Origin of the sequence: Nostoc sp. NMS2, from assembly GCF_017115105.1 — a bacterium.
In the GTDB taxonomy this organism is placed as follows: Bacteria; Cyanobacteriota; Cyanobacteriia; order Cyanobacteriales; family Nostocaceae; genus Nostoc.
This window is the reverse complement of sequence record NZ_JABXKH010000064.1, coordinates 79,414-93,540: the sequence shown is the minus strand read 5'-3', so window position 1 is coordinate 93,540 and position 14,127 is coordinate 79,414. Positions and strand designations below refer to the sequence as shown.

General features: G+C 41.9%; 14 protein-coding genes. 6 read left to right on the top strand and 8 right to left on the bottom strand.

What is annotated here, in order from left to right; translation table 11 throughout:
- The 3 genes from cbiD (at position 1) to HWQ36_RS12910 (ending at position 3,955) form a co-directional block, all read left to right on the top strand.
- Positions 1 to 1,113, top strand: a complete 1,113-nt coding sequence (gene cbiD / locus HWQ36_RS12920; protein WP_292702954.1) for a cobalt-precorrin-5B (C(1))-methyltransferase CbiD — start codon at positions 1 to 3, stop codon at positions 1,111 to 1,113.
- Between the two features lie 224 nt (positions 1,114 to 1,337).
- Positions 1,338 to 2,960 carry a glutamine-hydrolyzing GMP synthase gene (gene guaA / locus HWQ36_RS12915; protein WP_292702952.1) on the top strand — a complete coding sequence of 541 codons (1,623 nt, stop codon included), beginning with the start codon at positions 1,338 to 1,340 and terminating at the stop codon, positions 2,958 to 2,960.
- Positions 2,961 to 3,550: 590 nt separating this feature from the next.
- The gene (locus tag HWQ36_RS12910) at positions 3,551 to 3,955 is read left to right on the top strand and encodes a response regulator (protein ID WP_292702949.1); all 405 of its coding nucleotides are present in this window, start codon (positions 3,551 to 3,553) and stop codon (positions 3,953 to 3,955) included.
- A 116-nt stretch (positions 3,956 to 4,071) separates the two neighbouring features.
- Here HWQ36_RS12910 and HWQ36_RS12905 read toward each other — a convergent pair whose 3' ends face one another.
- On the bottom strand, positions 4,072 to 4,974 hold the full coding sequence (locus HWQ36_RS12905; protein WP_292702945.1) for a cation diffusion facilitator family transporter: 903 nt from the start codon (positions 4,972 to 4,974) through the stop codon (positions 4,072 to 4,074).
- A gap of 96 nt (positions 4,975 to 5,070) precedes the next feature.
- On the bottom strand, positions 5,071 to 5,229 hold the full coding sequence (locus HWQ36_RS12900) for a hypothetical protein (protein ID WP_292702942.1): 159 nt from the start codon (positions 5,227 to 5,229) through the stop codon (positions 5,071 to 5,073).
- Between the two features lie 282 nt (positions 5,230 to 5,511).
- Between HWQ36_RS12900 and HWQ36_RS12895 the strand changes: the two genes are divergently transcribed.
- Positions 5,512 to 5,865: a hypothetical protein gene (locus HWQ36_RS12895; RefSeq protein ID WP_292702939.1), complete on the top strand. Its 354-nt coding sequence runs from the start codon at positions 5,512 to 5,514 to the stop codon at positions 5,863 to 5,865.
- A 511-nt stretch (positions 5,866 to 6,376) separates the two neighbouring features.
- Here the strand turns inward: HWQ36_RS12895 and HWQ36_RS12890 are convergent.
- The 3 genes from HWQ36_RS12890 to HWQ36_RS12880 all read right to left on the bottom strand — a co-directional run bounded on the left by HWQ36_RS12890 (position 6,377) and on the right by HWQ36_RS12880 (position 8,044).
- Positions 6,377 to 6,613, bottom strand: a complete 237-nt coding sequence (locus HWQ36_RS12890; protein ID WP_012407481.1) for a DUF4327 family protein — start codon at positions 6,611 to 6,613, stop codon at positions 6,377 to 6,379.
- A gap of 681 nt (positions 6,614 to 7,294) precedes the next feature.
- The gene (gene rbfA, locus HWQ36_RS12885; protein WP_292702937.1) at positions 7,295 to 7,714 is read right to left on the bottom strand and encodes a 30S ribosome-binding factor RbfA; all 420 of its coding nucleotides are present in this window, start codon (positions 7,712 to 7,714) and stop codon (positions 7,295 to 7,297) included.
- A 123-nt stretch (positions 7,715 to 7,837) separates the two neighbouring features.
- Positions 7,838 to 8,044, bottom strand: a complete 207-nt coding sequence (locus HWQ36_RS12880; protein ID WP_292702934.1) for a DUF751 family protein — start codon at positions 8,042 to 8,044, stop codon at positions 7,838 to 7,840.
- Between the two features lie 165 nt (positions 8,045 to 8,209).
- On the opposite strand from HWQ36_RS12880, the gene HWQ36_RS12875 reads away from it, so the two are divergent.
- Positions 8,210 to 9,067, top strand: coding sequence for a DNA adenine methylase (locus HWQ36_RS12875; RefSeq protein ID WP_292702932.1), 858 nt, complete (start codon positions 8,210 to 8,212; stop codon positions 9,065 to 9,067).
- Here HWQ36_RS12875 and HWQ36_RS12870 read toward each other — a convergent pair.
- From HWQ36_RS12870 to HWQ36_RS12860, 3 genes are all read right to left on the bottom strand, one after another.
- The gene (locus HWQ36_RS12870) at positions 9,039 to 9,515 is read right to left on the bottom strand and encodes a PD-(D/E)XK nuclease superfamily protein (RefSeq protein ID WP_292702929.1); all 477 of its coding nucleotides are present in this window, start codon (positions 9,513 to 9,515) and stop codon (positions 9,039 to 9,041) included. The two genes, HWQ36_RS12875 and HWQ36_RS12870, sit on opposite strands and share 29 nt — an antisense overlap.
- 424 nt (positions 9,516 to 9,939) lie before the next feature.
- Positions 9,940 to 11,160, bottom strand: a complete 1,221-nt coding sequence (locus tag HWQ36_RS12865; protein ID WP_292702926.1) for a HetZ-related protein — start codon at positions 11,158 to 11,160, stop codon at positions 9,940 to 9,942.
- Between the two features lie 396 nt (positions 11,161 to 11,556).
- Entirely contained in the window at positions 11,557 to 12,216 is a 660-nt protein-coding gene (locus HWQ36_RS12860) for an L-threonylcarbamoyladenylate synthase (RefSeq protein ID WP_292702923.1), read from the bottom strand.
- Between the two features lie 245 nt (positions 12,217 to 12,461).
- Between HWQ36_RS12860 and larC the strand changes: the two genes are divergently transcribed.
- The gene (larC, locus tag HWQ36_RS12855; protein ID WP_292703101.1) at positions 12,462 to 13,748 is read left to right on the top strand and encodes a nickel pincer cofactor biosynthesis protein LarC; all 1,287 of its coding nucleotides are present in this window, start codon (positions 12,462 to 12,464) and stop codon (positions 13,746 to 13,748) included.
- Positions 13,749 to 14,127: the final 379 nt, after the last annotated feature.

The window sequence follows — 14,127 nt, the reverse complement described above, 5'->3', positions numbered from 1 at the left end:
ATGTCCCGTTCTGGATACACACTTCCCGTCTTTGCCTGTGCTGCTGCTGTTGCAGCTTTACATTGGTTACACGATCGCAAATCCCTAACTTTAGCATCTGTAGATTTGATTGAACCCGCTCAAATCGCCGAAATCCCCATTGAACAGGTAGCAGGATTATCTGAGAATATGGCTTTGGCGATCGCTCGCAGCGATCCCGGTGATAATCTCGATTTGACTAAAGATACACCGATTTGGGCGCTGGTGGAGTGGAGGCAAGAGGGTGAGACTGTAATTATTAAAGGTGGGGAAGGGATTGGCAGGCAATTAAATGCTGATGATAAACCGGCTATTTATGCTTATGCTCAAAGGCTGTTGCAAGAGAATTTGCAACGAATGCTAGCACCGGGGGAAAAAATCACGGTGACGATTATTTTACCTCAAGGGCGATCGCTTGCTGTTCGCACTTCAAATTCTGCTTTTGGTGTGGTGGAAGGACTTTCGCTTTTAGGTACAACCGGCATTTCTCAACCTTTGAGTACACCAGATCAGCTTGCAGTCTTTCGGGCGGAATTACAAAATAAAGCTAGTCGTTTTGAGAGTCTAGTATTCTGTATCGGTGAGAATGGGCTAGATTTAGCGCGTAAACTAGGGATTAATCCCGAACAATTAGTCAAAACTGCTAACTGGCTTGGCCCAATGTTAGTAGAAGCTGATGTGCTGGGCGTGAAAGAAATCTTATTATTTGGCTATCACGGTAAGTTGATGAAATTAGCCGGGGGGATTTTTCATACCCATCACTACTTGGCTGATGGAAGACGAGAAATTTTAGCAGCGCACTGTGCGATCGCAGGTTTAAAATTACCAGATATCCAAGCTGTGTTTAACAGTGCTACCGCCGAAGCCGCACTAACATACCTAAAATCCCTAGATGCTGCAACTGGTAGTGATTGGGTAAATCAAGTTTACAGTGCGATCGCCGAAACTATCGATGTTCGTTCTCAAGAATACATCCAAAGCCATAGCGAAAGGGGCACAGCAGTTACAGTCTGTGGCTCTATTCTCTTTGATCGCGATCGCAAAATTATCCTGAAGAGTAAAACTGCTGCTCTTTTGATGGGAAAATTATGTTAATTTATTATGAATAATCGTAAACAATTCAAATAAATAATCTTTTAAGTAACCACTCTAGGGTAAGTTTATCGTTCTAATACCATCTCCGACTCCAAAACTAGACAAACGCACATAACCTCGCGTTTGTCTAGGGCTTCTATACCATTATCAGTCTAACCAGGCTGAATAATAGCATCACCATAGACCACAAAGCATCTACCCTTAACAGATATAACACTCCCGTCATGAATACAGTGGTGACTCTACCGACAGAACAAGCGCCCCAAACATTGGAAAATGTTGGGCGGCTTGATCGCCAATTGATAGTAATTCTAGACTTTGGCTCTCAATATTCTGAGTTGATTGCTCGTCGCATCCGCGAGACTCAAGTATACTCTGAAGTTTTATCCTATCGCACTACTTCTGAACAATTACGCCAACTCAATCCCAAGGGAATCATCCTTTCTGGTGGGCCGAGTTCGGTTTATGGTGACAACGCTCCCCATTGTGACCTAGAAATCTGGAATTTGGGAATACCCGTTTTGGGTGTTTGTTATGGGATGCAGCTAATGGTAAACCAACTCGGTGGCGAAGTGGCAAAGGCTGACCGAGGTGAGTACGGCAAAGCATCATTATATATTGATGATCCCACAGATTTGCTCACTAATGTTGAAGATGGTACCACGATGTGGATGAGTCACGGAGACTCAGTTACCCAAATGCCATTAGGGTTTGAATTGCTGGCACATACAGAAAATACGCCCTGTGCGGCGATCGCCGACCATGAAAGGAAACTTTACGGTGTTCAATTCCATCCAGAAGTGGTGCATTCTCTTGGTGGTATAGCATTAATCCGTAATTTTGTCTACCATATCTGCGATTGTGAACCCACTTGGACAACTGCGGCTTTTGTGGAAGAGGCAATTCGGGAAATTCGCACCAGAGTTGGCGAGAAGCGAGTGCTGTTGGCGCTATCTGGGGGAGTGGATTCTTCGACGCTGGCGTTCTTGCTGTATAAAGCCATTGGTGAGCAACTAACTTGCGTATTTATCGATCAAGGCTTTATGCGAAAGTATGAGCCAGAGCGATTGGTAAAGCTGTTCCAAGAGCAATTTCACATTCCTGTAGAGTATGTTAATGCCCGCGATCGCTTTTTAGCTAAGGTTGCTGGTATTACAGATCCTGAAGAAAAACGCCGCCGCATCGGACACGAATTTATCAATGTATTTGAGGAAACCTCCAAGCGCCTGGGTCATTTTGACTATCTAGCTCAAGGGACTCTTTATCCAGATGTCATCGAATCTGCTGACACCAACGTTGATCCCCAAACTGGTGAGCGGGTAGCGGTAAAAATTAAGAGCCATCACAATGTTGGCGGTTTACCCAAAGACCTAAGATTTAAATTGGTAGAACCACTGCGGAAATTATTTAAAGATGAAGTCCGCAAAGTTGGGCGTTCCATTGGTTTACCAGAAGAAATTGTCCAACGACAACCTTTTCCTGGGCCTGGTTTGGCAATTCGCATCTTGGGGGAAGTTACATCTGAGCGGTTAAATATTTTGCGCGATGCTGATTTGATTGTGCGGCAAGAAATTAACCAACGCGGTATGTATCATGATTTCTGGCAAGCATTTGCTGTATTGCTGCCAATTCGTAGTGTTGGTGTTATGGGCGATCAACGTACTTACGCTTACCCTATCGTCTTGCGGATTGTTACCAGTGAAGATGGCATGACTGCTGATTGGGCGAGAGTGCCTTATGATGTCCTAGAAGTGATTTCCACGCGGATTGTGAATGAGGTGAAAGGGGTGAATCGGGTGGTTTATGACATCACATCTAAGCCGCCTGGAACCATTGAATGGGAGTAATCAGGTTTTGAGTTGACTTAACTAAAAGCTCATCACTCTTTCGGATAATTGAGATTATTTGCGGTAGTTTAGATTCACATATTTTAAAATGGCAATGCCAACCTGATGTATTTTTAGTTTTGGCATTGTCTGTTTTTTGGGTTTAGTAAGGTATTCTACGTTTAGATTACATAGTTATGGCGGTCAAAATGCCTACCCTACACGAGCTTGATTTAATTTATGCAATTTAGATATTTTTAGCTTCCTAGCAAAATGTCATAGTTACTAAATTTAAAAGTCCTATCAAAATCGCAAGTTTTTAGTAATAAAGAAGGCAGCGATTATCAAAATGATTTTGTAAACACAACTATTTATTAGAATGAACTTTTTAAATTTAACCAAATTTAAACACCAACATAATTTTATCTACTCAATCATCATAAATGCCAGCAAATAATTAACCATCAATTAGATGGTGGTTAGACAAATTGAATTATCGTCTAGGAAAATAGGCGCGATCGCAGTAAAATTACTAAGGGTGTGGTAACAGACAAAAAACCAGCATGCTCATTAGAAATAACTTTCATTTGATAAACATTTATGGAGATGTTATGGAACCTCCTCTCCCACTTGCTGGCTTAAACATCCTCGTAGTTGATGATGATGACGATAGCCGCTTTTACATTACTACCGTGTTAGAAGCTGATGGAGCCACCGTCATGGCAGTTCCATCGGCGGCGGTAGCATTGAAAGTACTACCTGAGTTGCAACCAGATATCTTAATTTGTGATATTGCTATGCCTGGTGAAGATGGCTACACCCTTATCCGTAAGATCCGGGCGCTGAAGCCTAATATTTGGGAAAAACTCCCCGCGATCGCCTTAACAGCTTATGGTGATAGCGAGTATCGTAGCCGTGCGCTAGAAGCAGGCTTTCAGACTCATGTGCCTAAACCAGTCGATCCAGGAGAACTAGTTGCGATCGTTGCTAATTTGGTTGCTTCTTGTAAGAGTTAACGCAAAGATGCAGTCATTGGGTATGGGGTATGGAAAAGAGGCAGAGGGGCGGGGGGCAGGGGGAAAACTCTTCTCCCTTGCTCCCAGCTAAGAGCTCCCCATCTCCCTCATCCCCCTCATCCCTTCGTTTCAAAACTAATTTGCTCAGACTTATATGCTGGTGGCTCGACGTGAATTAAAATCCTCACTGGACGAAACTTTTCTTCTAATCGGCTTTCTACTTCTTCGGTGATGTGGTGAGCGGTTTCTACGTCTGGTGCATCTACGATTAAATGCATTTCGATGAATACCTGACGACCAAGAACACCGCGAGAAGCAATATCATGACAGTTAATTACACCTGGAACAGAAGTGGCGATCGCATGAATTGCTTCTGGTGCGATCGCCATTTGATCCACAAGCCAAGGCAAATTTTCTTTTAAAACTGACCAGCCACTCCAAAATACCAACAAGGCGACAGGAAAAGCTAACACCAGATCCATCCATTGATAACCTAGCCAAACTCCTATCAACCCGGCAATTACAGAGATTGTCACCCAAATATCGCTCATGGTATGTGTAGCATCAGCTATGAGAATTGAGCTACCTACCCGCTTACCCACAGCACGTTCGTAAAATGCCACAAAAATATTTACACCTAGCACAATTAGTAATAACCACAACTCAGGTGGCGATATTCTCACAGGTTCACCACCACCTTTGAGAATTCGTTCGATTGCTCCTTGGAGAATTTCAAAACAGGCTATTCCTAAAAATGAGGCAATTCCTAACGCTCCCACAGCTTCAAATTTGCTGTGTCCGTAAGGATGCTCGCGATCGGGTTGTGGTGAAGAAAATTTACTCGCAACTAATCCTAAAACGTTGTTGGCGCTATCTGTCACACTATGCAAGGCATCAGCTAGCAAACTCAACGAACCAGTCCAGTAGCCCACAACTGCCTTCAATCCCATTACAAACAGGTTGAGTAGTAGGGTAATAATTAAAACCTTTCGCACTTCGGCGCGGTTATCGTAAACCATAGATAATTTATCACATCAAGTTCTATGACTTCTAATGTAGAACTCAAAACATAAATAAACACAAATAAAATGTATCAAAGTCTTACGCAGTAAGAATTAAGTCTCTCTATAGGCTTTATCTTTTATACCATTTTGTTGAGATTCTTTATAACTAACAACAGCTACAAGCTTTATAGCTATTAGTAATGCCTTTACAGATAACAGCAGATTTTTAGCATTAATTACAGGAATATTTTCATTAATTTTGTTATTCATACATCCAGCCAGTCCAGATCAAATTGTATTCAAAGATATTATGACGACTATTAGATATCTGTACTTACTCAGGATAAATGACGAACTTAGTGAGTTTTATTTACTACCTGATTACGAAATGTAGGGGCAATTCATGAATTGCCCCTACAGTAAATCAAGGCTTTTACAGCCTTTTTGCATAAGTCCTATTCAAAAAAGTGGGCTTCGCAGCCGTAGATATCGGCGGCGAAGTCTCTTCTTCCGGTAAGATTAGTACTTATCAATAAGCTTTAATAAAAACTTATGTCTTCAATTCCTCTAACATTGAACCTAATTGAAGGTTCTGTCTCCTTCAGTTTTTCACCCCAAGCAGCACGAGAATTAAAGACAGCGACAGATCAACTGATGGAGCGCCTGAAAGCTGTCGCCGCTAAACCCACACCTGGCGGCGGGAAAGTCACTCCTCAGCCTCCACTGGAATATCGTTATACGGGTGAAGTATTTTTAGAAATTTTCTGTAATCCTAATATCTGGCCAACACCTTTTGCAGCCAAAGTTTTGCTGACTGTCCGCAACGTCAACATCCGCTTGACTACTGAAGCTGAACTTACCCGTATTATTGAAGACATTAATCAATATTTAGAGCAAGTCGGATAATCGTTCATATAATTTTTCTCTGCTTTTAGAGATTTTTTAACAAATAATCCTATACAAATTTGGGATTTTGCGAAAGTTGAGCCAGTTACTTGCGGAGGTTTCCTCTATTGTCGGTTAGCCCGACTGAGCAAACTTTTCAAGACGGATTCTACCTTTGAACAGCAATTGACAGCATCATTTACTTCAGGGAAACGATGCTGTCAATTGCGAGTCCAAAGTGAAGTTCCTACACTTCTATCGGATCAATGTAGGAGCTTCACAGAATTTACATACTAAACTCAAGCTGTAGCACCAGATATACAAAAAAATGGTTTTGATGCCTTATTTAACTTGAAACGCTGTATAAATTCAGACTCCAATGCTTTTGTGTTAATGAAAAACGCAAGATTCTGTATGGGGCAATCATTAAAAACCAGAGATTATCCCCTAGATTGGGCGTAGGATCGTTGACTGTGACATCCACACATCGAAAATTAACCCCCAATCCCAAAGCCGAAATACAAACATTGATTTAGTCGTTGTCCCACTGTTCACGACCAATTAGATCGCCAATGCGATCGCGTAACAAAAAGTCACATTTCTCTAATTCACATTCAACGCAAACCCACTCTCTCGCTGGAATGTATTGGCACAGGGTATATATTGGCTGTTGTCGGCTAATCATTCCCTTTTGCACCAGTCGGCGTGCTTCGTCTTGAATTAAATCGAGAGAGTAGTAATTGATAGAAGGCACCGTATTCACACTCATGGTTTTTACTCACAAATTAACACTTACGATAGTGTTCCCGTTAATAATTAGGAACAAACATTACAGAAATTAGACTTGTGGCTAGTATTTTGTAGTTTGCTATACGGAACTATTTTTATTTTGACGCTAGATATCCTGAAATTATCTCAAGAAATGTTAAGAAAGTCAACAAATCCTGACATTTTTCAAAAATCCGCTTTACAAAAAAAATTCCGAGTAGTTAACTTAACCTGCTATGGCGGTTGTATGGTTTTTATGCAACAAGTCTGAAAGTCTTGCCATTAGTCCTATTTAGGCAAGATTTGTTGGGTGGGAAGAATTCATATTGCGTAGGCGTAGCATGCCGCAGGCATCGTTTACATATCAAATAGTCACCTTAAAGCCGGATATAGAACTGCTGGTATTTATCTAAGGGTAAACAACACAAGAATATTTGTCAGACAGTAGGGTATAAACTGTTGCAAAACATAACGGCTAAAGTACACTACGAAGGCTTTTGCTCTAGCATCTGTTAACAATTTCTTAAGTAAAGTCGTGATTGCTTGGCGTATAAATGCAACTAGCGATCGCTGAAGTAGGTTATGGTTACATTAAAACAGACGCGATCTAGTCACGTCTGTAAACTGTTTGGCGGATTTGCTGAGATTAATTGTTCTGAAGTTACATTGTTATTTAAGTTACTTATTCACTAAATGATTCATCATTTTCATCTGTACTGTCTTCTACTGCTAACAGATTTTCTGGCGGACGATCGTGATTGAGTTGGCTTAGTAGTGCCAGTACCTTATTACCGCGTTCTATGGAGCGATCTTCGAGAAAGATAACTTCTGGTGTACGACGTAGCCGTACCCGCGCCCCAAGTTCACTGCGGACGTAACCTGTGGCAGACTTTAAGCCTGCCATTGTTTCTACCTTAGCTTCATCTGTACCATAGATACTGACGTAGATTTTGGCGTGTTGGAGATCGCCAGAAACATCAACATCAGTCACACTTACCATTCCAGTACCCACACGGTCATCCTTGATGCCGTTGAGCAGCATTTGGCTAACTTCCCGTTTGATCAATTCAGCAACGCGGGAAACCCGGCGATTTGTAGCCATAAAAATTTCGCCTCCTGACAGAGGTTGTACAACAAAAATAGATGCAAGTTGGGTAGACAGTACTTAGCGAGAGCAACGCCAAGAGTAACCGTCTGTAGTGCATAGCCCCGATATAGCGCTAGTCTAGATTGCACTCAAACCCAGCATTGCCCGTAGGGTGAAAGTAAGAAAGACTAGGCTGCTCACAAATAAACCTAAGAGGGCGATCAAGGTAAGTGGGCGCTTCAACAGGGGCACTAATGGCGCAAAGGTGTTCAAAAACAGCCCTAAGACGATAGTAATTAAGTACCGGGGGTAGCGAAAGACGTTATCCCAAAATCCGTCAAACATCTGAATCTAAACTGCCTTGTTATATACTTACGTTTGTTTTGATATGCTTTATCCACTTAATTGTAATCTATGCAGCCGGAAAATTAGCCAGCTAATATAAAATATGGTTCGTCGGTTATATTGGCTTTATTTAGTCACGATTATTTTCAGTTAAATCGCAAGTAAATGGTAATTCAAATCCCCAAGGAAACTAGCCCGCGTCCATTTTTGAAGTGGGCAGGGGGTAAAAGTAGGTTGATACAGCAATATATTCCTTATTTTCCCAAGAGTTATAAAAATTACTATGAACCATTCTTAGGTGGTGGTGCTGTTTTTTTCTATCTGCAACCAACTACAGCAATTTTAACTGATATTAATGCCGAATTAATTAATACTTATTGTTGTGTTAGAGACCAGGTTGAGGAATTAATTTCTCTATTGAAAGAGCATAAAATCCGACATAACAAAGATTATTATTATAGTGTCAGAAACCACTCTGGTGGCACTGATATAGAAAAAGCGGCTCGTGTAATTTATCTCAATAAGACTTGTTTTAATGGTCTTTATCGAGTCAATTCACAGGGAAAATTCAATGTGCCTTTAGGCAAATATGAAAATCCCAATATTTGTTCTGAGGTTTTGCTGCAAGCTGCATCAGAAGCGCTTTCTCATGCAGAAATTAAACAAGCAGATTTTACAGAAGTCCTAAATCATGCAACTAGCAGTGATGACTTTGTATTTTTTGACCCACCCTATCATCCTATCAGTGAGACTAGCTATTTCACCGCTTATAGTCAAAATCGTTTTAGTAAAAAAGACCAAGAACTTTTAAGAGATACTTGTGCAGAGTTGGCAAGTCGTGGTGTTAAAGTTATGGTGTGTAATTCTGAGAGCGAATTTATTAGAAATATTTATACGGATATCAATTTTGAAGCCTATAAAATCAAAGCGGCCCGATCAATTAACTCCAATATAAAAAATAGAGGCATGGTTGACGAACTATTAATTACATCTTTTAAAGATTTTTATTTGCCCAAGCAATGAATCTGTCTAAGCTATAAACTGCTAATAAATTATGGTTATCATTAACTCTTGCTTTTAGCCATTTGCTTGCACCTTCTCGCATCCCTTCACCGCCTAAAATGACGATAGTTGGTGCAGGGTAATAGTGCTGGATGTTCATGTTCAAGTAAGGAAATTTTTCATCAACCGAACCGGGGCTTTCTTGCCATTTGCACTCGAAAATTAAACCAGATGGCATTGCAGGTGAGCCAACAACATAAAAATCAACTTTCAAATCGGTATGATAAATTCCAGTTCCAATATAAACTTCTTTTCCATAACGCTTTGGCAATAAAGCAGCATTTAGTATCAATTCTTTTGGGACATAGTTCCCTACTTGGAAATAATTATACCCATTCAAGATTGCTTCTACATTTTTTTCTAAAATATTCCCAGACTTATTTGCCCGTCCACCTTGAGTCAGAGCCATCCTAAATCCCTCTGCCAAAAGTCCTGCTTATTATAGGATTTCACAGAAGTAGTAAAAAAGGGTCAGTTGCTTAATATGAATTTTTTATTTTGATGTAAACAAGGTTGGATTAATGGGTGAAAAATCGGAAAGTATTGGTATTTTTGTACTAAATAAATACAAATGTATTAATAATTTGGATGAGGAACGAGTTAGTAATTCAGATAAGAGTTATTTGTGGAAGATTGTGGCGAATTGAGGGGTGAAATTTAAACGCATAGGCGCTTCGCCTTCCCGAAGGGTAGGGGCGCAGAGGGAAGCGCAGAGGTACGCAAAGAATTGGCTACGAATTAATGAAATTTTTTACTTAGTGTATAAGCTAAATTCGCGCTCCTCGTCCCAGTTATAAGCTTCGATAATGTTTTTTGGTTATTTCGCCTTAGCTTCAACCTGTTTGTGCCTCAGTATGACCGTTGCGGATAGACCATGCTAGTTCTAAGAGTTGAGTCCAGCGCTTTTGTAACTGTTTGGGGGTGCATTTGATGGTTTTAGCGATCGCTTGATCGCTTTCTCGTGAACTTTTTAACTGTAATATTTGCTGTTGCTGTTCTGTGAGTTGATTCACAAAGATTTCCCACTGCTGGGAAGATAGACCCAATTTTTGCTCTAAACCTGCGCCTAACCATTGATGTACTAATTGCCAATGATGTTGTTTGGCAAACTTTTCGACGTGGTATTTAAACCGTTGTTGGAGATAATCGCGCTGACGGCTGGTTAAACCGAGAATTTGGTCAATTTCAGGGGCTGAGAGGTCTTGAAGTTTCAAGCTGAGGTAGTTCATACAATCAGATTGACCTTGAGACTCCAGATATTTCATCAATTCAGTGATGACGCGATCGCGTTCTGATTCTTCAGATGGATCAAAATTAGTTTGGGCAATCATCTGCGATCGCAACTGTTGCACCGCCGAGTTACGCTGGTAAGATTCTGCTTCTTCGCCCTTAGCAGATTCCACCGCCATTTCAATGTCCACGGTAGTCTCTTGTGGCTGACGACGAGCAAAACCTTGGGCCCGCAGGATAATCAATTGCTGATTTGCACCACCAGGTAAATTGATGCGGCGTTTGGCGTACTGTTCTGTAAACGCCATATATTCAGCTAATTGCAGCTGAGTACGCGGTGTGTGATCGTTAGGTAGTTCGTTTTCTCTGCGGAAAGCTTTGATAGCTTCGATATAAAATGCTTGTAAAAAATCTTCAATTAGGCTGTAACGAGCATCAAAACCCAACTCAGAGCCGGCTATAGTTACATGACGGTAAACCATAGCACCCAAATTGCTATGTAATTCCACCCGCCCTTGTTTGGAACCTAGTTGGTAGTAACGTAAGCACTTGTGCATCCGATGCCTTCCCAACGTAATCTGCCAGGATTTGATTTCCCCAGATGTTTGGATACGGGAGCTTTTATCGCAAATGCGTTCTACTTCTACGGCTATGCGATTTGCTAATGCTTCTACGCACCTGGGTGCTGCCTTCACTTGTGCTTGCATTTCTTGACACAGCAATTCAATCAAGGTTTCGCTGCTGCTGTCTGAAAATTCTTCGGTCGAAAGGTGGTTATCAAAAATGGGTGTAGAGTTTGGTAGATTGATGACGTTAGCTTTCATGACTTTTCCAGGGAGTAGTATTGCACCGTAATTACAACGCAGACACAGCAATCAAGGCTAGCCTTGGCTTACAAATCTTTGGGCATTCATCAATTAAGACTTGCCCCATATAATGCTCACATCTAAAGCTCATATATAAAACTGTAGGAAATACGAGAGGGTTACAGTTATGCCAATGTGTCGGTTTTTTCACAAGCCACCACATTGACGCGGGTACATCAGTACCCAGCATTTTGTCAAAGTTGTCAAATCCCTTGCTGTAACGACTGTTACCACCATCCTGTTATTGCATCTATGCCCGTCGTAGACATCACATTTAAATATGACAATTTAAAAACTGGAGTCGCTTTGATCGCAATTTCCGAAACAGAGAGGTGTGCCTGTGAAGTCTCATTCTTATACCCATGCTGCTGCTGCTTCCCAACCTAAACCCCTCCGTATAATTGCTGCTTCGTCTCCCGTCATATCTAAGATGGTAGAGACTTCATAAGTAGGTTCTTCGCCAGTGTCTACAATGATGTCTACCAACTTGTCCAAACGGTCAAATAGCTCTACCCGCGACTGAACAGTTTCTGGATCTATCCGAATCATCCCATTATCTGCTTCATCTGGTGGCAGATGTGCTGAAGTTGAAATAATCGGATTGCCTAAGGCTGCCAGCAACTCCAAACACACAGTATGGTTTGGGACTCTAATTCCAGTACTTTTCCGCTTGGGGCTTTGCACCAATCGCGGTACTAATTTAGTTGCTGGGAGCAAAAACGTGTATGGCCCTGGAATCAGGCGTTTCATAATCCGATAGGCTGTGTCACTTACGAAGGCATAAGTTGCCACATTTGAAAGCGAGGGACATAAAAATGTCAGTGGTTTATCATTTGCTAGCTGTTTAATTTGCCGCACTCGTTCTACCGCCGACTTAGCATTCAAATCACAACCGATCGCATAAACTGTATCAGTAGGGTAAAGCATGACTGCGCCACTAGAAAGCGCCGACTTTATTTCCTCTATTCGACGAATTTGAGGATTATCCGGATGAACTGGGAAAATTTTTGCCATAGGATTGGGGATTGGGGAGTGGGGGGCAGGGGGCAGGGGGCAGGGGAGCAGGGGGAGCAGGGGGAGCAGGGGGAGCAAGGGGGACAAGGAGGACAAGGAGGACAAGGGGGAATTATTAAAATTAAGTCTCTCCCTTGTCTCCCCCCTCTTCCTTGTCTCCCTTGTCTCTTTTCCATGCCCTGTTTGGCCAATGCCCCATGCCCAATGACTAATGACTAATGACTAATGACTAATGACTAATGACTATGAATAAAATCGCTTATCTTCAATGTCCGACAGGAATTTCTGGTGATATGTGCCTGGGTGCTTTGGTAAGTTTGGGTGTTCCTGTGGAGTATTTAATTGAAAAGCTCAATGGGTTGGGTATTGAACAGGAATATCAGTTAAGGGCGGAATTTGTCCAACGGAATGGGCAGCAGGCGACTAAAGTTCATGTGGATTTAGTACACGATCGCCATCACCATGACCACCACGACCACGAACACAGTCATCATCACACACGCCACTTGCCAGAAATAGAGCAGATGATTCTCAAAGCGGGGTTGCCATCACGAGCAGAAGCTTGGAGTTTGGCGGTATTCCGACAGCTAGCAGTCGCAGAAGGGGCGGTGCATGGAATTTCTCCTGAAAAAGTTCATTTTCATGAAGTGGGTGCTATAGATGCGATCGTAGATATTGTGGGTACTTGTCTAGGATTGGATTGGTTGGGGATTGAGAGTAATAACGAAGGATTGCCCCTACTTTACTGTTCGGCGTTTCCCACTGGTGGCGGTACTGTTCGGGCTGCACATGGTCAAATGGCAGTACCAGTACCAGCAGTATTAAAACTTTGGGAAATGCGGGGTTGTCCAGTTTATAGCAATGGCATTGATAGAGAACTGGTGACACCAACAGGAGCTGCGATCGCTACTACTTTGGTAAGAGATTTTGGTTCACCACCCGCGATCGCTATCAAGCAGGTAGGATTGGGAGCAGGAACCATAAATTTACCCATTCCCAATATTTTACGCCTCTGGCTGGGCGAAAGCGCAAGTTTACAGTCAAATTTCAGCAATTATGAAGATACTAGCTCAAATTTAGAAACTATCTCGGTATTAGAAACCCAAATTGATGATTTAAATCCGCAAGCGATCGGGTATGTATTTGAGGCTTTGTTTGCTGCTGGTGCGGTGGATGTTTTTACCCAAGCGATCGCAATGAAAAAGTCCCGTCCAGGAATTTTGCTGACTGTGATTTGTCATCCAGAAAATTTACTCAGTTGTGAAACGGTTATATTCCGTGAAACTACAACTTTGGGTATTCGCCGAACAACTCAGCAACGCGCCATTTTACAACGGGAAATTCAACAAGTGGACATTGAATATGGCAAAGTGCGTGTGAAAGTAGCATGGAAGGGACAATCACCAGAAAAAGTTATTGCAAATGTTCAGCCAGAATATGAAGATTGTGCAGACTTAGCCAGAAAACATAATATTCCCTGGCGCGAAATTCAACGGTTGGCGCTACAAAATTGGTATTTGGTCAATAACTAAATCTCCTCGCTCTCCTCGTTGCTACACTGCCAATACGGTTCGGTTAAGAGAAGAGACGCGATAAATCGCCGTCAAGACAAAGGACTTATTATCGCTCTTTTATGACTCTGATGAAAGAAAAAATGTAGGTTGGGTTGAACTTTAGTGAAACCCAACAAAACCAAGGGTTTTTCGTGTTGGGTTTCGTCCCTCAACCCAACCTACTCGTAAATTTATCAAAGCCTTAAAAATCAAGGGTTCTGAATTTTTATTTAACGAGAGTAATAGAAGAGCGTTATTGTAAAGACGGCGATTTATCGCGTCTTTGCGATCTAAGGCGTGTCATCAAAAGACTTTATCCGAACCGTATTGGCTACACTCCGTACATGGGTGACAACTT

What these genes read in the sequence shown, in the direction of transcription:
- larC (WP_292703101.1), top strand. Translation starts at nt 12,462, where the DNA reads ATGAATAAAATCGCTTATCTTCAATGTCCGACAGGAATTTCTGGTGAT.
- cbiD (WP_292702954.1), top strand. Translation starts at nt 1, where the DNA reads ATGTCCCGTTCTGGATACACACTTCCCGTCTTTGCCTGTGCTGCTGCT.
- HWQ36_RS12905 (WP_292702945.1), bottom strand. Translation starts at nt 4,974, where the DNA reads ATGGTTTACGATAACCGCGCCGAAGTGCGAAAGGTTTTAATTATTACC.
- guaA (WP_292702952.1), top strand. Translation starts at nt 1,338, where the DNA reads ATGAATACAGTGGTGACTCTACCGACAGAACAAGCGCCCCAAACATTG.
- HWQ36_RS12910 (WP_292702949.1), top strand. Translation starts at nt 3,551, where the DNA reads ATGGAACCTCCTCTCCCACTTGCTGGCTTAAACATCCTCGTAGTTGAT.
- HWQ36_RS12865 (WP_292702926.1), bottom strand. Translation starts at nt 11,160, where the DNA reads ATGAAAGCTAACGTCATCAATCTACCAAACTCTACACCCATTTTTGAT.
- rbfA (WP_292702937.1), bottom strand. Translation starts at nt 7,714, where the DNA reads ATGGCTACAAATCGCCGGGTTTCCCGCGTTGCTGAATTGATCAAACGG.
- HWQ36_RS12870 (WP_292702929.1), bottom strand. Translation starts at nt 9,515, where the DNA reads ATGGCTCTGACTCAAGGTGGACGGGCAAATAAGTCTGGGAATATTTTA.
- HWQ36_RS12860 (WP_292702923.1), bottom strand. Translation starts at nt 12,216, where the DNA reads ATGGCAAAAATTTTCCCAGTTCATCCGGATAATCCTCAAATTCGTCGA.
- HWQ36_RS12875 (WP_292702932.1), top strand. Translation starts at nt 8,210, where the DNA reads ATGGTAATTCAAATCCCCAAGGAAACTAGCCCGCGTCCATTTTTGAAG.
- HWQ36_RS12890 (WP_012407481.1), bottom strand. Translation starts at nt 6,613, where the DNA reads ATGAGTGTGAATACGGTGCCTTCTATCAATTACTACTCTCTCGATTTA.
- HWQ36_RS12895 (WP_292702939.1), top strand. Translation starts at nt 5,512, where the DNA reads ATGTCTTCAATTCCTCTAACATTGAACCTAATTGAAGGTTCTGTCTCC.
- HWQ36_RS12900 (WP_292702942.1), bottom strand. Translation starts at nt 5,229, where the DNA reads ATGAATAACAAAATTAATGAAAATATTCCTGTAATTAATGCTAAAAAT.
- HWQ36_RS12880 (WP_292702934.1), bottom strand. Translation starts at nt 8,044, where the DNA reads ATGTTTGACGGATTTTGGGATAACGTCTTTCGCTACCCCCGGTACTTA.